At 38.3% G+C, this 18,257-nt stretch carries 20 protein-coding genes; 7 read left to right on the top strand and 13 right to left on the bottom strand.

Annotation, left to right across the window (positions count from 1 at the left end; translation table 11 throughout):
• Nucleotides 1-226: 226 nt before the first annotated feature.
• Nucleotides 227-1,072 (bottom strand): DUF4249 domain-containing protein, encoded by an 846-nt coding sequence (locus H9565_RS19880; RefSeq protein ID WP_215442126.1) that lies wholly within the window; start codon nucleotides 1,070-1,072, stop codon nucleotides 227-229.
• A gap of 6 nt (nucleotides 1,073-1,078) precedes the next feature.
• Nucleotides 1,079-3,487, bottom strand: coding sequence for a TonB-dependent receptor (locus H9565_RS19875; RefSeq protein WP_215442125.1), 2,409 nt, complete (start codon nucleotides 3,485-3,487; stop codon nucleotides 1,079-1,081).
• Between the two features lie 244 nt (nucleotides 3,488-3,731).
• On the opposite strand from H9565_RS19875, the gene H9565_RS19870 reads away from it, so the two are divergent.
• Genes H9565_RS19870 through H9565_RS19860 form a run of 3 tightly spaced genes read left to right on the top strand, consistent with a single transcriptional unit; the run spans nucleotide 3,732 to nucleotide 5,885 of the window.
• The gene (locus tag H9565_RS19870) at nucleotides 3,732-4,274 is read left to right on the top strand and encodes an RNA polymerase sigma factor (protein WP_155601226.1); all 543 of its coding nucleotides are present in this window, start codon (nucleotides 3,732-3,734) and stop codon (nucleotides 4,272-4,274) included.
• Entirely contained in the window at nucleotides 4,274-4,813 is a 540-nt protein-coding gene (locus H9565_RS19865; RefSeq protein WP_215442124.1) for a hypothetical protein, read from the top strand. Before H9565_RS19870 ends, H9565_RS19865 begins: the two co-directional genes overlap by 1 nt.
• A complete protein-coding gene (locus H9565_RS19860) occupies nucleotides 4,797-5,885 on the top strand; it encodes a hypothetical protein (protein ID WP_215442123.1) in 1,089 nt (362 codons plus the stop codon). The genes H9565_RS19865 and H9565_RS19860 overlap by 17 nt, the downstream gene beginning before the upstream one ends.
• A 67-nt stretch (nucleotides 5,886-5,952) precedes the next feature.
• Here H9565_RS19860 and H9565_RS19855 read toward each other — a convergent pair whose 3' ends face one another.
• Both H9565_RS19855 and H9565_RS19850 read right to left on the bottom strand, forming a co-directional pair.
• On the bottom strand, nucleotides 5,953-6,963 hold the full coding sequence (locus H9565_RS19855; protein ID WP_215442122.1) for a hypothetical protein: 1,011 nt from the start codon (nucleotides 6,961-6,963) through the stop codon (nucleotides 5,953-5,955).
• Nucleotides 6,964-7,161: 198 nt separating this feature from the next.
• Nucleotides 7,162-7,674, bottom strand: a complete 513-nt coding sequence (locus H9565_RS19850) for a lactoylglutathione lyase family protein (protein WP_215442121.1) — start codon at nucleotides 7,672-7,674, stop codon at nucleotides 7,162-7,164.
• Between the two features lie 119 nt (nucleotides 7,675-7,793).
• Here H9565_RS19850 and H9565_RS19845 point away from each other — a divergent pair, with 119 nt between their 5' ends.
• The 4 genes from H9565_RS19845 to H9565_RS19830 all read left to right on the top strand — a co-directional run bounded on the left by H9565_RS19845 (nucleotide 7,794) and on the right by H9565_RS19830 (nucleotide 9,864).
• The gene (locus H9565_RS19845; RefSeq protein WP_215442120.1) at nucleotides 7,794-8,111 is read left to right on the top strand and encodes a winged helix-turn-helix transcriptional regulator; all 318 of its coding nucleotides are present in this window, start codon (nucleotides 7,794-7,796) and stop codon (nucleotides 8,109-8,111) included.
• Between the two features lie 118 nt (nucleotides 8,112-8,229).
• Nucleotides 8,230-8,895, top strand: coding sequence for a hypothetical protein (locus H9565_RS19840; RefSeq protein WP_215442119.1), 666 nt, complete (start codon nucleotides 8,230-8,232; stop codon nucleotides 8,893-8,895).
• A complete protein-coding gene (locus tag H9565_RS19835) occupies nucleotides 8,892-9,086 on the top strand; it encodes a hypothetical protein (protein WP_215442118.1) in 195 nt (64 codons plus the stop codon). Before H9565_RS19840 ends, H9565_RS19835 begins: the two co-directional genes overlap by 4 nt.
• A gap of 55 nt (nucleotides 9,087-9,141) precedes the next feature.
• Nucleotides 9,142-9,864: a head GIN domain-containing protein gene (locus H9565_RS19830; RefSeq protein WP_215442117.1), complete on the top strand. Its 723-nt coding sequence runs from the start codon at nucleotides 9,142-9,144 to the stop codon at nucleotides 9,862-9,864.
• An 8-nt stretch (nucleotides 9,865-9,872) separates the two neighbouring features.
• On the opposite strand, the gene hisIE is transcribed toward H9565_RS19830, so the two are convergent.
• The 9 genes from hisIE to H9565_RS19785 all read right to left on the bottom strand — a co-directional run bounded on the left by hisIE (nucleotide 9,873) and on the right by H9565_RS19785 (nucleotide 18,255).
• Nucleotides 9,873-10,472 (bottom strand): bifunctional phosphoribosyl-AMP cyclohydrolase/phosphoribosyl-ATP diphosphatase HisIE, encoded by a 600-nt coding sequence (gene hisIE / locus H9565_RS19825; protein ID WP_215442116.1) that lies wholly within the window; start codon nucleotides 10,470-10,472, stop codon nucleotides 9,873-9,875.
• A gap of 10 nt (nucleotides 10,473-10,482) precedes the next feature.
• On the bottom strand, nucleotides 10,483-11,175 hold the full coding sequence (locus H9565_RS19820; RefSeq protein ID WP_215442115.1) for an aspartate/glutamate racemase family protein: 693 nt from the start codon (nucleotides 11,173-11,175) through the stop codon (nucleotides 10,483-10,485).
• A 28-nt stretch (nucleotides 11,176-11,203) separates the two neighbouring features.
• Nucleotides 11,204-11,959, bottom strand: a complete 756-nt coding sequence (gene hisF, locus H9565_RS19815; RefSeq protein WP_215442114.1) for an imidazole glycerol phosphate synthase subunit HisF — start codon at nucleotides 11,957-11,959, stop codon at nucleotides 11,204-11,206.
• Between the two features lie 74 nt (nucleotides 11,960-12,033).
• Nucleotides 12,034-12,801 (bottom strand): 1-(5-phosphoribosyl)-5-[(5-phosphoribosylamino)methylideneamino]imidazole-4-carboxamide isomerase, encoded by a 768-nt coding sequence (gene hisA, locus H9565_RS19810; RefSeq protein ID WP_215442113.1) that lies wholly within the window; start codon nucleotides 12,799-12,801, stop codon nucleotides 12,034-12,036.
• A gap of 159 nt (nucleotides 12,802-12,960) precedes the next feature.
• A complete protein-coding gene (gene hisH / locus H9565_RS19805; RefSeq protein ID WP_215442112.1) occupies nucleotides 12,961-13,548 on the bottom strand; it encodes an imidazole glycerol phosphate synthase subunit HisH in 588 nt (195 codons plus the stop codon).
• A gap of 83 nt (nucleotides 13,549-13,631) precedes the next feature.
• Nucleotides 13,632-14,768, bottom strand: a complete 1,137-nt coding sequence (gene hisB / locus H9565_RS19800; RefSeq protein WP_215442111.1) for a bifunctional histidinol-phosphatase/imidazoleglycerol-phosphate dehydratase HisB — start codon at nucleotides 14,766-14,768, stop codon at nucleotides 13,632-13,634.
• 25 nt (nucleotides 14,769-14,793) lie between these two features.
• A complete protein-coding gene (hisC, locus tag H9565_RS19795; RefSeq protein ID WP_215442110.1) occupies nucleotides 14,794-15,843 on the bottom strand; it encodes a histidinol-phosphate transaminase in 1,050 nt (349 codons plus the stop codon).
• A 679-nt stretch (nucleotides 15,844-16,522) separates the two neighbouring features.
• Nucleotides 16,523-17,812, bottom strand: a complete 1,290-nt coding sequence (gene hisD, locus H9565_RS19790; RefSeq protein WP_215442109.1) for a histidinol dehydrogenase — start codon at nucleotides 17,810-17,812, stop codon at nucleotides 16,523-16,525.
• A 5-nt stretch (nucleotides 17,813-17,817) separates the two neighbouring features.
• Complete coding sequence (locus H9565_RS19785; RefSeq protein WP_215442108.1) at nucleotides 17,818-18,255, bottom strand: GNAT family N-acetyltransferase; 438 nt, start codon at nucleotides 18,253-18,255, stop codon at nucleotides 17,818-17,820.
• Nucleotides 18,256-18,257: the final 2 nt, after the last annotated feature.

The following is an 18,257-nucleotide window of genomic DNA, read 5'->3' as shown; positions in this document are numbered from 1 at the left end:
AGTAGTTAGTAGTTAGTAGTTAGTAGTTAGTAGTTAGTAGTTAGTAGTTAGTAGTTAGTAGTTAGTAGTTAGTAGAATTTAATGATATTGAATTTAAGCAAACAAGTTTGCAGCAATTATTTATCTTAAAAAGAATATTACACTACCTACAGAAAACCCCATAACGTTCACCTTTAAGCCAAAAACTCAATACTAACTACTAACCACTAAATACTCCATACTTAATTTACTCAAACGTATAGCTTGTTCTGTTTACTTCCGTTAGCCTAAAATAGCCATGGGCGTAAATATCGGGATTTGTTAAGTTGATGCAGTTACCTTTTACCGCTACAGGCGTAGCCGAAAAAATATCAGCCCCACCTATTTGATCAATTAAAATATCCATGTAATCATAATACGCTTCAGAAATACCGTACATTTCTATGGCCACCACATCTCCAGGCTTTAAAACATCAATTTTATCGGTATCCTCATCTTCTTCCAGTTCATACCACCAATCAATTTCATTTCCGTTAACGAATTCATCGTCCCCTACTTCAAACTCAGGTAGTAGGTCTCCTTCTCTTTGAAATTTAAAGAAATAGTAATTATCTTCATTGGCTGGGTCCGTAAACTCAACATGTAACTCCAATTCTTCATCGTCAAAACCATCTTCCCTATCTTGGTACAAATCCGTAATATCCGTAACGGGCATCAATGTTTCCTGTGCTGTATAGGTTTCTCCGTCATGAACAACATTTAAGGTGTACGACTGATTTAAAACAGGTACAAACTCAGTGGTAGTATATTCTCCATTATTCTGATCGGTAAAAATAAATTCCGCTCCACTGGTATCGTTAGTAACCGAAACCGATGCTCCCGTAACGGCAGTGTTGTTCGTTGTATCAAAAAATTCGGTTGAGGTGCTCAGCTTCACCAGCTGTTCATTTCCCGTAGTGCCTTTCTCCCAATCTAGCGATGCTTGAATCACCAAACGGGTCGGGCCTTGCTGAACTTCTACATCAACAACATCCGTACAGGATGCTAGTAACCCCATCAAAGAGAGTGCTGTTATTTTTATATAATTACGCATTTTTTTTTAAAATTTAAAGTTATAAGTTAAGGAAGGAACAATTCCAAAAATGGCGGTTCTGGTAGCTTCGTTTGCACCGGTCTCCAAGTTTTGACCAAAGGAAATAGAGGCCGCATTTTTACGATTATATGCATTGTAAATACCTAACACCCACTCTCCCTTAAGTCTATTTTGTGGTTTTCTATTCGGTTTATAATTCACGGATAAATCCAAGCGATGGTAAGCGGGTAAGCGATCAGAATTTCTATCGGCATAACTGGCAACAGAAATCCCTTCGTACTCATACTGCCCGTTTGGGTAAGTTACCGGTCTACCAGTTTGAAAAACAAGATTGGCACCAAAACTTAATTTTTCATTCAACTTATATGATCCTGAAATAGAAATATCATGTGTTCTATCGTATGGGGTATTGTACCATTCGCCATTATTAATTCCTAGGCCACCAGCTATACCTCCTGGAGTACGTTGTTCGGATTTTGATAATGTATAGGCAATCCATCCAGTAAAATCACCCTCGTTTTTACGAAGTAACAACTCCAGACCATACGCTCTTGATTCACCCGTTAAAATTTCGGTTTCAATAGTGTTTTGACCTATTAAATCCGATCCGTCAATATAATCGATTCTGTTATCGGTATTTTTAAAATACACTTCTACCTCCATAGAATAGGCTTTATCCTTGAAGTTTCTAAAATACCCCAATGCATATTGATTGGACAATTGCGGTTTTATGAACTGTCCGCTTGGCGTCCACACGTCCAATGGCGTTGCAGAAGATGTATTGGACAATAAATGAATGTATTGCGCCACTCTGGAAAAGCCGACTTTTAATGAAGAGTTTTCGTTTAATATATACGCTAGCGAAGCCCTTGGTTCTAAATTGCCAAATTTTTCTATGGCATCTCCTTTTTCATAATTGGTCTCCCCTATAGGCGTACCACGTTGATAGATACCCAATTCAGAATTGTAGACCACCGGTTGATCATTGGCATAATCAACCATAGGTTGACCACCTAATCTTGAGAATGCACTATAACGCAATCCGTATTGTGCCGTTAATTTATCCGTTAATTTATGTTCGGCATTTACGTATACCCCACTTTCCAAAGCTCTTTTTTGATCAAGTTTAAGAGGGTTTACGGCAGATGTTTCTGAAGTAGGCCTAATTTCACCAGGATCAAAATCATAGTATATGCCACTTGCTCCAAAATCCAACTTAAACTTATCGCTGAAGTAGTATTTAAAATCATACTTCAGGTTATAATTTGTGATTGAAGAAACCCAGTCAAACTCTGCCGTGGTTATACCCAAATCATAATCATACTTACTGTACACCGCAGATAGGTTGGAGAAAAGCTTGGCATTAAAAATATGGTTCCAACGTAAGTTACCTGTTGAATTTCCATAGCTACTTGTGAAGTTTTCACCCAATTCAAAGGCATCCCTTCCAAAATACCCCGAAAGAAACAACCTATTGTTCGCATTGATTTTGTAGTTCGTTTTTAAGTTTAAATCGTAAAAACTAACGCTATTATCTTCTCCGGCCGCCTTTAACAAGAGGTCCGCATATGAACGTCTCCCAGCTATTAAGAAGGAACCTTTTTCTTTGAACAGAGGGCCTTCTAGAGCCAACCTGCTAGAAATTATTCCAATTCCTCCTGTTGCTGCAAACTGCTTACTATTACCATCTTTTTGGCGCACATCCAATACGGATGACACCCTTCCGCCATATCTGGCCGGTATACCTCCTTTGTACAATTTTACATCTTTAATGGCATCTGCATTAAAAACAGAGAAAAAACCGAACATATGCGAGGTATTATAAATAATGGCCTCATCCAACAGCACCAGGTTTTGGTCTCCTGCGCCCCCACGTACATGAAAGCCACCGGTGCCCTCCCCATTATTGGTCACACCAGGAAGCATCTGTAGTGATTTTAAAATATCTACTTCCCCTAAAACTACGGGCATTTGTTTTACGGTGGCAATGTTCATTTTAACCACGCTCATTTCCGGTTTACGCAAAATTGCCCTTTCAGGTTCGTCTGCCGTAACCACAACTTCCTCTAGCTCAGTAGACAATTCCGAGATTTCAAAATTGAACTTTTGGTTTCTATCCAGAATTACTTCTTGGTACATTTCTGCATATCCCATATAGGAAATAAGCAAGCGGTACTCCCCTTTTGGAGCGGTAATGGAATAAAACCCGTACTCATTGGTAACCACCCCAATTGTGGTTCCTTCCAAAAATACGGAAGCCCCAAAGAGGGTTTCACCATCTGCCTTATCACTAATTTTACCACTTACGGTATAACTCTCTTGCGCAAAACCATGTGCGCTTATCAATAATAGCAGTACGCTCAGAACGGCCGTTAGCCGTAATGCCCATAAACTATTCGTTACTTTTTTTGTCATTTTACTTTTTTTAGTTTTGATTGATGAACACCTCTATGGACAACTGGTTTTTAAGAAGGTTGCATGCCTATTCATTTTTATTTAAAATGATTAAAGTTGCGAAGCTAATACATAGCTAAAGGATAAGTACCCGTATATTTATACCTTAGTGTTAAATATTTCTCACCAAATGCAACCCTTGCAACTTTTGCTTGTCTTTGTTATTGAAATGTAATTTAGAGTACAATCAACCCTCTTAAATTAATTGGAAACCGATATTCGTTTTAGGCACAAATCACTTGTTGAAAATAGCAAGTCTGGCGATAGAAACGCACAGTACCAACTGTACGAACTCTATGTAGATGCCATGTACAATATTGGTATGCGATTTTTGGGAATAAAAGAAGATGCGGAAGATATAGTACAAGACAGTTTTGTAGACGCTTTCAAAAATCTACACAACTTTAAATATGAAAGCACCTTTGGAGCATGGCTTAAACGGATAGTCATCAACAAAAGCATTAATCACTTAAAGGTTAAGCGACTACCCCTTGCGGCAATGGATGACCATGAATATCACCTAACGGAAGAACCAAACAACGAACCGATAGATAAAACGGATGTGGAAAAGGTAAAAAGAGGTATAGAAAAACTGCCTTTAGGTTACAAAAATATAATTAATCTGTACCTGTTAGAAGGTTATGACCATATGGAAATTGGAGAAGTGCTAGGCATTTCAACCTCCACCTCTAAATCACAGTACCACAGGGCAAAAAAGAAACTCGTTGAAATTATAAACACATTATAATGGACAATTTTGAAAAACATATCAGGGAGAACAGGGCGGCATTTGATGACCACAAAGCAGACCGTGCCAAGCTCTGGGCTAACATAGAAGCTAAATTAGACCCGCCCAAACCCAAAGTGGTGCCGTTATGGAAATCGCCCGTATTCCGGGTAGCAGCCACTGTGCTTATTATTTTAGGGATTTCAAGTCTTATTGGCATTACCTTTTTAGGCAGCTCCGCCAATGATAACACATTTGTTTCCAATGAATTACAGGATATAGATATGCACTACCAAGATTTAGTGTCCTACCAAGTACAATTGGTGCAGAAAAACGAGAATCTCTCGGATGCGGATAAAGCCGAATTTCTATCCTTTATGGATGACCTAGATAAGGAATATGACCAGCTAAAGTTGGAGATGCAGAACAACCTAGATAATGAACTGGTACTGGAAGCCATTGTTTCCAACTACAGAAAGCGCATAGAACTCATAGAGAATCTTTTACGCCAGTTAAACGAATCAAAATTAAATGATGACGACTATGGATACAATTTATAAAAAACTGCTCCTTTTCGCTGCGGCGATAGTCTTTGGCCTTCCGGTCATGGCGCAGGAAAAGGTGTCTAAAAAAATAACAAAAACATATGGGTTTACCAATGCAGGTGAAGTTCATTTAGATAATAAATACGGCAACGTAAACATCTATGGGTGGACAAAAAACGAGGTCTCCATTACCGTTAATATTACGGTTACCCATAAAAAGAAAGACAATGCCCAAGAACTTTTGGAGCGCATACGTCCCGTGATCAAGGACAGTGAAAACTTTATTTCTATGGGCTATGAAATTGGTGAGACCAGCTCGGGATTCTTTTCCAACCTTTTTGATAAGGCCAACCCTTTTGATTTTGACCGAAGTAATGTTCAAATAGATTACAAAGTGTATATGCCGGAAAAGGCTGAACTGGAAATCATAAATAAGTTTGGTGATGTTTTTATTGAAGACTGGATCGGTATTTTAAAAGCCGATGTGCAGCATGGCGATATGTGGATCAATGACAACCTGAACAAAGCCGATGTGGTCATCAAATACGGAAAACTTAGGGCCAAAAATATTAATTACGGCAACCTGGACCTGAAAAATGGTGGACTTGATATGGACGATTCCAAAACCATGCGACTGAACAGTGCAGGGAGTGAAATAGACCTGCATACGGTTGGTTCTTTAGAGTTTTATTCAAATAAAGACGAAGTAGACCTTGAAGAAGTAAACACGTTGTACGGAATGCTTAAATTCAGTAACCTACGCTTAGGTCGGTTAGCAAATGACATTGACCTGATTTTAAAAATATCGGATTTTTCAGTGGAGAACATCATAAACCCTAGTAGTAAAATTGCCATTGAACAAGAATCATCGGAAGTAAGTCTTAACATTTCGGACTTTCCCCACCAATTTATGGCAACGGTAGAAGAAGGCTTGGTGCGTTTACCTAAATCATTTTACGAAGTAGACTCCCATATACTGGACAAAGGCAAGAAACTACGGGAAATTAAAGCCACTTACGGTAAAAATCCAATAGGGCGTATTTCTATTACAGGAAATAAAGGAGTGGTTTTGTTGAAGGAGCTATAGTGGTTAGTGATTAGTATTGAGTAGTGAGAATTGAGTGAGATTTCTTTTCGAACTATAAAAAAACAAATTACTCAGCATAATCCCCTTGGGCATAAGAGGCCGAAATACTACTATTGGGCGTTTTGCAATTTCTGGGGAAATCAAAGAAATAGATACACTTGGGAAGTCCGTTTTCAAAAGTAATACGCACCGAACCCTTGCTATTTCCGCTAAAACCCGAATAAGTATAACCTGCACTTAACTGAGTGGGTCTGCCTTGACCATCTCGTGAAGATACCGTAACCCCAGATACACTACCCGCCACATAGCGGTTAAACGCCCAGGTTTCGGCCTGATCACCCACCAAGTCATCTACCAATTTTGTGAAATTCTGAGTACCAGTGGGGCCTCCAGACGCCTTCATCTCGGTATACTTACTACTTTCCTTTGTTCGAATGGAAGCCTCGTTTAAAGCGAAACGTTTCAGGTTTTCTTCAAAGCGTCTTAATCCCGGGCTATCACAAGCATTCAATTTATACAGTTGAACCATATCATTTTGAAGTCCTTTTGTCTTGTGGATCATATCCACAGAATTTCCCATGGCATTTGGGTCTAGAATCATTTGCATGGTTGTGCGCAAACCATCCGAACGCTGTATGCCCTCTACCTCCATTTTAGCTTTGTACAAGTCAGGACGTGCATAAAGTCCTGAACCCACCCACTCGTAACGCACGCAAACCCGGCTGATTTCCGTACCAAAACCGTCTCTAGTTACTTCTTCTGTGGCGCATACCTGATCCATAATCTCAACCTTGTCACTCGGCAAGTATGCCGCACAACCACCACCATATGCCCTGAGATATTGTCCAAAAATCAAAAGAAATTCCATATCCTCACGTTTCATGGTGATTTCCTCAAAATGTCCTCTAAAAATATAGTCGTAGAACTCCGCAAAGTAAAGTCCGTCTACATTAAATTCCAATGTTTGCGGTTCACTGGGTAGAATTGTATTATCGGCTGAGTTTTCTATAAAAGAAGCGAATAAAAACCATACTAGAGTTACCGTTAAAAGTTTGGAAAAAGAACCTATAATCTTCATTTTGGTTGGTCGGTTAATGTCCGTTACCAGATGCAACAGACTGATTATAAGCAAAAATTAATTAAAAAATTGATGCTATAAGTTAACAAGAAATCAATTATACGGTGTTTTTTATAGTATTTAATGAATCATATATAGTTACAAAAAAGCGATTGATTTGATAACAAACCAATCGTTTTACAAAATGCACATACAGTTCTAGCTAGTGTACGCCCCAGAGGAATACGTAAGCTCATAACTATGCGTATATATTTCGAATACTATACCGAACGGGTCTTCTACATAACACATCCTATATGGCTTTTCGTTAGGGTAATAAGAGCGTATGGGCATACGTTGCTTACCTCCATACTCCACAATTTTAGTTACCAAATCTTCAATATTAGGGTCTTGTATACAAAAATGGAATAAGCCTGTATTGAACGGATTAAATTCCGGAGCTTCTTTTACACCATGCGGAAAGGAAAACAACTCTATCCCAACACCATCGGAAGTAGACATGTGTGCAATTTCAAACTCTTCCCAATCTTCACCAAATACATCTATACACATCTGACCAATAGCTGTATCCGCCTCTTTTTTTACTTTAGATGGAGGCATAATTACATACCAGCCCATCACTTCAGAATAAAATTTAACTGCTTCTTCTATTTTAGGCACGGTAATTCCAATATGTGAGAATGATTTGGGGTAATCCCTATTTGTATTCATAACTTATATTTTATAGCACAAATTAAGACTATATTTACCTTAACAACAATAACTTACCTAAAAGTACTATAGTTACCAAAAAGGGTTAATTATTGATTTACAAATAGTTAATACAAAATATGATTTCAACAAAATACTGTCCTTTAGATTATACAATGAATTTAATAGGCACCAAATGGAAACCTTTAGTATTGTTTCATCTTTTAGAAGGCCCATTGCGTTCGGGAGTTTTACAAAAGAAAGTGCCGGGTATTTCCAATAAGATGTTTACCCAAACAGTACGCGAATTAGAAAAAGATGGACTTGTTGACCGTAAAATTTTTCCCGTCGTGCCCCCACGGGTGGAATATGATTTAAGTGAAAGAGGTAAATCCCTTGAAGGTATTTTAAGGAGTTTGGATGAATGGGGAGCACAAGACCATCAACAAAGAAAATGAGCCTATTTACATTTGTTTTAATGTATGTAAATTTTTTTTTTCAAAAAAAATTCATTTTATATGCAACTTTTTAGGGTTTCGGTTGTCTATTAGGTAATCAATCGAAAAACGAACAGTGATGAAACTACTTAAAATGAGTCTCCTTTTTCTTGTATCAGGAGTTACCTTTTCAAGTTTTGGACAAGATGCAACTGACGAATACCTAGAGTTCAACGACCGCAATAATGTGGTACATGGAGTTTATTTGGGACTTGACCTTGGCGCCGGGGAAATAGATGGTGAACCTTCTTTTACCGGCGGATTAAAAGTTGCCTATGTGGCCAACCAACAATTTGAGGTTGGTTTTGCAGGTACCTTTCTTTATTCAGAACAGGATGTATTTAACAATAGTCTTTCTCGCAACGAAGATTTAATAGGAGCTTACGGAGGTCTTCATCTAGAGCCTATTTTTTTTAGCAAAAAGCGCGTAAACCTTTCATTTCCGCTATTGGTAGGTGCCGGTGGTGTAGGCTATATTGAAAATAACTTTCATGATGAAGATTATGAAGAAGAACTTACCGAAGACGATTTTGATGTAGTCTTCGTGGCCGAACCAGGAATAAGTGCCCTCTTTAATGTCTCCCGGTATCTGCAATTGGAAGCAGGCGTAAAATATAGATTTTCCAGTAGAATAGAACTTCCCCCAACACGTACTACCCGAATAAACGGCTTCTCTGCCGGACTAGGAATAAAAGTGGGTATTTTTAATATGGGTAGAAACCGCTATAAAAAGAACATCCAATGAAAGCAACGAACAAAGGAATTTGCGCACATTGTCATGACGTAATCGAAACACAGCACGTATTCAGTGAAAACAATCAAGTGTTTCTTAAGAACAATTTCACCAGTAATTCCACAGTGGAAGTAGAGTGGTCTCCCATCAACTTTCAGTGGATTCCCGTGGTGCAGCTACAAGAGCGTCTAACCCACGCCTAAAACAGTACAATTCATCAACCAGCTTGGTCTAAAGCAAGCTTAAAATCAATCAAAAATGAAAACAAGAACGATGTTTATCGCCATGGCTATGGTATGCCTAATTTTAACCTCCTGTGATTATGACCACATAAAAGCTTCAGGTGAAATCACCACCAAAGATTTGACCATTTCCGATTATGATCAATTAAAGGTTTCCAATGCCTTTGATGTCTACGTTACTTTTTCGGATGAAGAAGAACAGATTAGAATTGAAGCGAATGACAATCTACACGAACGTATTGTGGTGGCCCGAGAAGGAGACGAGCTTATCATTAAGTTAAAAAAGTACACAACAGTTGCCGGCAACCCTACTTTAAAAGCATTTGTAACCGCTAAGAACATTTCGGAATTTGACCTTTCAGGGGCAGCAAGTGTAACCCTTGAAAACCCTTGGGACATTACAAGAGCAAAGATAGAACTTTCAGGAGCTTCGGATATAACCGGCGAAATTATAGCGGACTATCTTGATGTTGATATGGGCGGAGCTTCTGAGGCCGATGTTTACGGACAGGTAAAATCTTTACATGCAGACCTCTCCGGAAGTAGTGATTTACGGGATTACGACCTTGAAATTGAACGACTTGATATTGACCTCTCCGGTGCCAGTGAAGCTTTTCTTACCGCAACGGAATCAATAAACGTGGAAGCGACGGGGGCAAGTACTTTAAATTATAAAGGTACCGCTGTCATTAACCACGAACGCATAAAGGGGGCTTCGCAATTAAAAAACAGGAACTAGTAAAACGACTATTTGTGTCGCTTTACCAGTTCTGCTTCTATGTCTTTTAAGGTAAAACCTTTTGCCTGAAGTAACATTAGGTAGTGAAAAAGCAAATCGGCACTTTCATATAAAAAGAGGTCATCGTTATCATCCATGGCCTCTATTACAGTTTCCACCGCTTCCTCCCCTACCTTTTGGGCTATTTTGTTAATGCCTTTTTCAAATAAAGAGGCAACGTATGATTTACTCGAATCCGAAGCCTCACGACGCTGTTTAATAACTTCTTCCAGCTGAGAGAAAAAACCAAAGTTTGAGGTATTTTCTCCATTCCAACACGTATCGGAACCGGTGTGACATGTTGGCCCTATGGGTTTAACGGAAATCAACAACGTATCATTATCACAATCATTCTTGATATCAACAAGCTCAAGAAAGTTTCCGCTCTCCTCACCCTTGGTCCATAAACGCTTTTTTGTACGGCTATAGAAGGTTACCTTTTTGATCTCTTGCGTTTTATCAAAAGCCTCTTGATTCATATAACCTAACATCAACACATTCTTAGTTACTGCATCTTGAATTATAGCAGGTACTAGTCCGTCTTCGTTTTTATTAAAATCTATTTTCATTCTGTTTGTTTTAAGCAAGGGCAAAATTTACCGCGGCGTACGCATGTTCCAAAGTAGTATCTATTACCGCAATATCACAGTCCTTTTGCTGTATCAACAACGGTATTTCGGTACAACCCAAAATTACGCCTTCTGCGCCTTCTTTTTTGGCCTTGCCAATAATATCTAAATATTTATTTTTTGATTCCTCGCTAATGATTCCTTTAGCGAGCTCATTATAAATTACCCCATGAACCGTATCTCTGTCTTCTGCTGAAGGAATCAATACCTCTATACCAAACTTATTCTTCAAGATGTCTTTATAGAAATCCAGCTCCATGGTATACTTGGTTCCCAATAGCAGTACTTTTTTACACCCTTTAGATGTAACGGCTTCTCCTGCAACTTCGGCAATATGTAATACCGGTATTTCTATTTTCTCTTCTATTTTAGGGACACTCAGGTGCATGGTATTGGCACAGATCAAAAGTATTTCCGCTCCCGAATTTTGTAATCCCATGGCTATATCGGACATCTTTTCGTGCAACGAATCCCAATCGCCTTTACCTTGTTTATGAGATATTTCAGAAAAATTGACGGACTCAATAATGCAGCTACAGGAATTTTTATCGCCTAGAAGCTCCGCTACCTTGGTATTTAACAACTCATAATACAACTGGGTAGATTGCCAAGTAATACCTCCAATAAGTCCTATTTTCTTCATCACTGTAATTTTTTATCAGCCAAAAACTTTATAACCGAACCGGAATACCGTTTTCCTTTAATTCTTCTTTTAAATCTTTAATACCGATTTCCTTAAAATGAAAAACACTGGCTGCAAGGGCCGCATCAGCTTTACCCTCCACAAAGGTATCCGTAAAATGCTGCATATTACCTGCGCCTCCGGATGCAATTATAGGAATGTTCAATTCCGTACTTAGTTTACTCAGAGCTTGGTTGGCAAAACCATCTTTGGTACCGTCATGGTCCATTGATGTAAATAGAATTTCACCTGCACCACGTTCCTCAACTTCTTTGGCCCATTCAAACAATTTACGTTCGGTTGGAACTTTTCCGCCTACTAAATGAACAATCCATTCGCCATCAATTTGTTTGGCATCAATGGCGACCACAATACATTGCGAACCAAATTTTGCAACCAAGTCATTGATCAATTGCGGATTTTTTACCGCTGATGAATTAATGGATACTTTATCCGCGCCATTCTGCAATAGAATATCCACATCCTCAACCGAAGAAATTCCACCACCCACAGTAAACGGAATATTAACCTTTTCCGCCACACGGTATACCAAATCTGCCAAGGTTTTACGTTTTTGTTCCGTGGCCGATATATCTAAGAAAACAAGCTCATCGGCTCCTTCCCTACTGTAAATTTCGGCCAGTTCAACTGGGTCTCCGGCATCACGTAAATCAACAAAGTTTACGCCCTTTACCGTTCTACCATCTTTTATATCCAAACAAGGAACTATTCGTTTTGCTAACATATTTTAAAATTTGAACTTTGAAAAGGATTTCAAAAACCTCTACTCCTCCGTTCATTAGTTTACTCCCTTTAAGATTAACCTCTTATTTGCAGGATAAAATCCTCTAACTGCTTTAAGCTGATTCTATTTTCATAAATAGCTTTACCAATGATTGTTCCCTCACAACCCATTTCGGCAAGTCTTGGCAGTTCATCAAAAGTTGATATTCCGCCACTTGCAATCAATTTTAGGCCTTGGGTAACATTTCCACCAACTTCGCTCATATTAACCTTACATTCTTCCAAAATCTTTTTATATAAGTCGAAAGAAGGACCTTCTAGCATACCGTCTTTGGAAATATCCGTACAGATTACATAAGCGATTCCCTTTTCTTGATACTCGGAAATAAACGGAATCAATTCTTCCGTAGATTCTTCCTGCCAGCCTGAAACCGCTACTTTTTCATCCTTGGCATCGGCACCTAAAATAATTTTTTCGGCACCATAGGTCTGAATCCAGCCTGAAAAGGTTTCCTTATCCTTAACGGCAATGCTCCCTCCGGTTATCTGATTGGCACCACTCTCAAACGCAATACGCAAATCATCATCGGATTTGAGTCCGCCTCCAAAATCTATATTCAACGTAGTTCCACAAGCTATTTGTTCCAAAATTTTATGGTTTACAATATGCTTGCTCTTAGCGCCGTCTAAATCTACTAAATGTAAATATTGAATACCATGTGCCTCAAAGGCCTTGGCTACCTCTAACGGATTCTCATTGTATATTTTTTTGGTGTCGTAATCTCCTTTTGAAAGACGTACACACTTACCATCTATGATATCTATTGCGGGTATTATTCTCATATTTTTTTATAAAAGGTATTAAGTAGTTAGTAGTTAGTAGTTAGTAGTTAGTAGTTAGTAGTTAGTAGTTAGTAGTTAGTAGTTAGTAGTTAGTAGTTAGTAGTTAGTAGTTAGTAGAATCTATAAATTTCAGTTTAATTATAAGAATCTCTAAACTCATTAATCAATACGATTAAGAAAATTCTCCAGAATCCTTTCGCCTACACCACTACTTTTCTCCGGGTGAAATTGGGTGCCGTAAAAATTATCCTTGGCCAATGCAGCGCTGTATTTTAGTCCGTATTCAGATTGTGCTATGGTTTCTTCACATAATGGTGCATAAAAACTGTGTACCAAATAAATGTGTTCTTTGTCATCTATTCCTGTGAAAAGCCCTGACTTTAAATTTGTTATCTGGTTCCAACCAATCTGCGGCACTTTAACCCCGTTATTGAACTTTACCACATCTACATCAAAAATACCTAAGCCGGTGGTGTTGCCTTCTTCCGAAGAATGACACATAAGCTGCATTCCCAAACAAATACCTAAAACAGGTTGTTTTAAATTTGGAACTATCTTATCAAGACCACTTTCCCTCAATTTTGTCATGGCACTACTGGCCTCGCCTACACCGGGAAAAATAACTTTATCAGCAGATTGAATCTCCTCTACATCACTACTCAGAACAGCTTCGTAGCCCAAACGCTTAATAGCGAATTTGATGCTCTGAATATTTCCTGCACCGTAATTTATAATTACTATTTTCATTTATTTAGCATTGAATATCAAGTAATGAGAACAAAGCGACTATTGAAAACTTAATACTTTGCAATCAGTACTCGCTACTATTTTTATAGAACTCCTTTTGTACTTGGTAGCACCATTTTTTCAACATCACGTTTTACGGCCATTTTAATTGCTTTTGCAAACGCTTTGAATATGGCTTCGATTTTATGATGCTCATTGGTTCCTTCTGCCTTTACGTTTAAATTTGCCTTAGCACCGTCCGTAAAGGATTTAAAGAAATGATAGAACATTTCCGTTGGCATATCGCCCACCATTTCACGTTTAAAATCGGCATCCCAAACCAACCAGTTGCGACCGCCAAAATCTATGGCTACCTGAGCAAGACAATCATCCATCGGAAGGCAAAAACCATAACGCTCAATGCCCATTTTAGAACCCAAAGCAGTATGAAAGACTTCTCCAAGGGCAATTGCGGTATCTTCTATAGTGTGGTGCTCGTCTACTTCTAAATCGCCATCTACCTTTATTTCCAAATCCATTTGACCATGACGAGCCAATTGGTCCAACATATGATCAAAGAAAGACAAGCCCGTTTTTATATCGCTCTTACCCGTTCCGTCTAGGTTTAGGTTAATGTAAATATCAGTTTCATTGGTCTTTCTATGCGTTTCCGATGCTCTCTCCTCCAATTTCAAGAACTCATATATCTTCTCCCAATCATTACTTTCCAAAGCAATGACAGAATCCAGTTCTTCACGCTTTACCGTAATTTCACCCGTACCCAAATTGGTTTCATCGTTTATAAAAATACCTTTTGAACCTAGGTTTTTGGCCAGCTCAATATCCGTTAACCGATCACCTATTACGAATGAGTTTTTTAAATCATAGTCCTCGGAAAAATATTCCGTCAACAAACCTGTACCCGGTTTTCTAGTATTCGCGTTTTCATGAGGAAACGTGCGATCCAAAAAGACCTTGTCAAAAACGACTCCTTCGTTTTCAAAAGACTTCAAGATAAAATTATGTACCGGCCAAAACGTATCTTCCGGAAAAACATCCGTTCCCAAGCCGTCTTGATTGGTAATCATAACCAATTCATAATCTAATTCTTTGGCTATTTTACCTAAAAACGTAAATGCCTTAGGATAGAAAATCATTTTTTCAAATGCATCTATCTGCTCATCTACGGTTTCTTTTATTATTGTACCGTCTCTATCTATAAATAAAACTTTCTTCGCCATGGTATGAGTTTCTTGAGCTATTGGTTTAGATTAGCTTTTTTAATACTTCAATTAATTTTTTGTTTTCGGTTGGTGTACCCACTGTAAACCGCAAGGTGTTTTCGCATAATGGCTGCGTTGTTCTGTTCCGTACAACCACACCTTCCTTCAATAGTTGATCGTATCTTTTGGTGGCATCATCTACTTTTACGAGCACAAAATTGGCATCGGAAGTATAGATTTGCTTCACATAATACACTTCATGTAACGCTTTAAGTAATTGCTCCCTTTCACTTAAAATATTGGATACTTCACTTCTGACCGCGCTTGTATCCAGGACCCTTTGGAGCGCCTTCTGTTGCGTTAGCTCATTGACATTATAAGGCGGTTTAATTTTATTCACTGCCGCTATAACTTCTTTAGAAGCAATACAGATTCCTAAACGAATTCCGGCCATACCGTACGCCTTAGAAAGCGTTTGCGTAACCACTAGATTGGGGAATTCCGATAATCTTGTCACCCAACTTTCGCTTCCTGAAAAATCAATATATGCTTCATCAATTACAACCAGACCATTGAACTTATTCAATAAATCCACCATGATTTCGTCCTTAAAAATATTGCCGGTAGGATTGTTAGGCGAACATAGGAACAACAGTTTGGAGTGCTCATCTGCAGCATTCAAAATAGCATCTACATCTGGCTGAAAATCATCTATTAACAAAACTTCTCTATTCTCTACCGTATTTATTCCGGACAGCACTTTGTACATGCCATAAGTGGGAGGCAAGGAAATAATGTTATCTATTTTGGGCTCGCAGAAAGTTCTGAAAATCAAGTCCAGTACTTCATCGCTTCCGTTTCCTAAAAGGATATTCTCCACAGCAATACCCTTCTGTTCCGCTAATACCGATTTTAAACCTCTTTGTTGCGGATCCGGATATCTGTTTACCCCGTTTTCAAACGGGTTTTCATTGGCATCTAGAAACACCATATCCGAGCCATCCGAAACATACTCGTCACGAGCGGAACTATACGGACTCAAGCCTTTTACGTTTTCCCGAATCAGGTTTTGTATATTGAATTTTTCTTTCATTTTATAAATCTCTATCCAAAATAGATAATCTTACTTAAAATTATTTTCATAATCCAACTTTATCAATGGATAAAATATTATTAATAATACTAACGCATTCAGTACGTAGTTCAACCATATCATTTTAGAGTAAATTATAGGAATTAAATCCATTATAAAATATAAGGCCAAACAAACCCCAAAAATCATTAATCCAAAAAACAATGATATCAACACATTGACCAAACTAAAATCTCTAGTCCTAAACGATTTGACTAGAAATATCACTACAACCAAAATAAAATACCACGAGGATGATAAAAAATTCAAGACCTTATGAGTACTTGATTTTATATAATTCTCCTGAGCCTGACTTGTATTTTTTCTTAATTTTAACTCTCCAATTTTTTCAAAAATATCTTTACGATACAGAATATCGTGCCTCAGAGCCAGTAAACCATCTCGAACCTCATTAGAAATATCGTTATCATTTAAAACTAAATTGACCTCTTTAATCTGATTAATTTTCTTGTCACTGTTGTAATAAAAGGAAAATCCAAAAATGTTGTTTAACAGTAATATGAGTATCAAGACCATTACGGAAAAAAACAACTTTGTTAAAATTTTTTCATCCTTATTGACTAAAAACGAAAAGAACGTCTTAATTGAATTGTCCATATACCATTTATTAAAAAACTACCTATTCACCCTTTAAACTGTTGAGTCTTAGCGTTACCGCATTTTTGTGGGCTTGAAGTCCTTCTGCTTCCGCCATGATTTCAATTGCATTGCCAATTTCCTGTATACCCGATTCACTTATTTTCTGAAACGTCATACTCTTCATAAAACTATCTAAATTAACACCGCTATATTGCTTGGCGTAACCGTTGGTAGGCAAAGTATGATTGGTTCCTGAAGCGTAATCTCCCGCACTTTCCGGTGTATAGTTTCCGATAAATACAGAACCGGCATTCTTGATATTATCAATAAAGAAATCCTCGTTTTCTACACAAACAATATAATGCTCTGGACCGTATTCATTGATTAAATCGTTTGCCGCTTGGTTATCCGCAACATAAATCAATTTGCTATTGGCAATGGCTTTTTCGGCAATATCTTTTCGAGGTAGTTCCTGCAGTTGTTTTTCCACTTCTTTCTCTACGGCATCAATCATGTTTTTTGAAGTGGAAACCAAAATAACCTGGCTATCTACACCATGCTCCGCTTGACTCAACAAATCCGAAGCAACAAATGCTGGATTGGCAGAATCGTCCGCCAAAACCAAAAGCTCACTGGGTCCCGCGGGCATATCTATTGAAATTCCATATTTCGTTGCAATCTGTTTGGCAACCGTTACATACTGGTTACCAGGTCCAAAAATTTTGTACACTCCGGGAATGCTTTCCGTACCAAATGTCATAGCGGCAATCGCCTGAATACCGCCCACCTTAAATACTTTCTTTACCCCACATAAATTTGCGGTGTACAAAATGGCAGGATTGATTTTACCTTCTTTGTTTGGTGGAGAGCACAACACTAATTCTTCACAACCTGCAATGGTAGCGGGCACAGCGAGCATCAGAATTGTGGAAAACAAAGGTGCCGTACCTCCAGGAATGTAAAGTCCTACTTTTTGAATAGGTCTTTTTTCTTGCCAACATTGTACCCCATTTGCAGTTTGTACCGAAACCTTTGTGGTTTTTTGTGCCTTGTGAAATACCTCTATATTATTCTTGGCAAGTTGGATGGCTTTCTTTAACTCCTCCGATACCAGTTTAGAAGCTTCTTGGGTTTCTTCTTCCGAAACTACTAAATCTTCTAAAAGTACACCGTCAAACTTCTGAGTGTATTTCTTTAAAGTGCTATCCCCACTGCTTTGCACTTCTTTAAAAACGTCTTCAACCGTCTGTTCAATATCCGCTACGGTCTGCGTTGGACGTTTTAAAACAGCACTCCACTCTGCCCTATCCGGATTGTATATTTTGTTCATTTTCTTTACTCTAAATTCTTAATCATATGGTATCCTAAAGGCTCAAAACCATGACGTTTCCAAAACTTTACTCCTTTTTCGTTATGCAAGTAGCAATTCAGCTCCAAGCTGGCACAATCCATACTTTTGCCGTATTCCGAAAGCCAATCCATCATTAACCTACCAACTCCTCTACTACGATATGCTTCACTTACAAATACATTGTCCAGCTCCAAGTGTTTGCCCTTATAGAACTTTTGTAAAAGCCATATACCACAGCAGGCAATCAACTTTTGTTTATCATAGACTCCCAGACATTGGTATCCGCCCATGGCCAACATATCCTTTAAACGACTTTTCAGTATTTCCTCGGAAAGTTTACCTTGATTCAATTCAAAAATCAAAGGCAGAACAGATTCCATTTTATCATACGGAATTAACTCTAAATTTAAATCGCCCGTCATAC

This window comes from Zobellia russellii (assembly GCF_018728565.1).
Taxonomy (GTDB): domain Bacteria; phylum Bacteroidota; class Bacteroidia; order Flavobacteriales; family Flavobacteriaceae; genus Zobellia; species Zobellia russellii.
The sequence above is the reverse complement of the archived record's forward strand: the minus strand, read 5'-3'. Positions and strand labels throughout refer to the sequence as shown.

Coding starts and splice junctions, on each gene's coding strand:
- hisD (WP_215442109.1), bottom strand. CDS start 17,812: ATGAACAAAATATACAATCCGGATAGGGCAGAGTGGAGTGCTGTTTTA.
- H9565_RS19860 (WP_215442123.1), top strand. CDS start 4,797: ATGGATACAATTTATAAAAAACTGCTCCTTTTCGCTGCGGCGATAGTC.
- H9565_RS19785 (WP_215442108.1), bottom strand. CDS start 18,255: ATGACGGGCGATTTAAATTTAGAGTTAATTCCGTATGATAAAATGGAA.
- hisC (WP_215442110.1), bottom strand. CDS start 15,843: ATGAAAGAAAAATTCAATATACAAAACCTGATTCGGGAAAACGTAAAA.
- hisH (WP_215442112.1), bottom strand. CDS start 13,548: ATGAAAATAGTAATTATAAATTACGGTGCAGGAAATATTCAGAGCATC.
- H9565_RS19865 (WP_215442124.1), top strand. CDS start 4,274: ATGGACAATTTTGAAAAACATATCAGGGAGAACAGGGCGGCATTTGAT.
- H9565_RS19820 (WP_215442115.1), bottom strand. CDS start 11,175: ATGAAGAAAATAGGACTTATTGGAGGTATTACTTGGCAATCTACCCAG.
- H9565_RS19880 (WP_215442126.1), bottom strand. CDS start 1,072: ATGCGTAATTATATAAAAATAACAGCACTCTCTTTGATGGGGTTACTA.
- H9565_RS19850 (WP_215442121.1), bottom strand. CDS start 7,674: ATGAATACAAATAGGGATTACCCCAAATCATTCTCACATATTGGAATT.
- H9565_RS19840 (WP_215442119.1), top strand. CDS start 8,230: ATGAAACTACTTAAAATGAGTCTCCTTTTTCTTGTATCAGGAGTTACC.
- H9565_RS19830 (WP_215442117.1), top strand. CDS start 9,142: ATGAAAACAAGAACGATGTTTATCGCCATGGCTATGGTATGCCTAATT.
- H9565_RS19845 (WP_215442120.1), top strand. CDS start 7,794: ATGATTTCAACAAAATACTGTCCTTTAGATTATACAATGAATTTAATA.
- hisF (WP_215442114.1), bottom strand. CDS start 11,959: ATGTTAGCAAAACGAATAGTTCCTTGTTTGGATATAAAAGATGGTAGA.
- hisA (WP_215442113.1), bottom strand. CDS start 12,801: ATGAGAATAATACCCGCAATAGATATCATAGATGGTAAGTGTGTACGT.
- H9565_RS19875 (WP_215442125.1), bottom strand. CDS start 3,487: ATGACAAAAAAAGTAACGAATAGTTTATGGGCATTACGGCTAACGGCC.
- hisB (WP_215442111.1), bottom strand. CDS start 14,768: ATGGCGAAGAAAGTTTTATTTATAGATAGAGACGGTACAATAATAAAA.
- H9565_RS19835 (WP_215442118.1), top strand. CDS start 8,892: ATGAAAGCAACGAACAAAGGAATTTGCGCACATTGTCATGACGTAATC.
- H9565_RS19855 (WP_215442122.1), bottom strand. CDS start 6,963: ATGAAGATTATAGGTTCTTTTTCCAAACTTTTAACGGTAACTCTAGTA.
- hisIE (WP_215442116.1), bottom strand. CDS start 10,472: ATGAAAATAGATTTTAATAAAAACGAAGACGGACTAGTACCTGCTATA.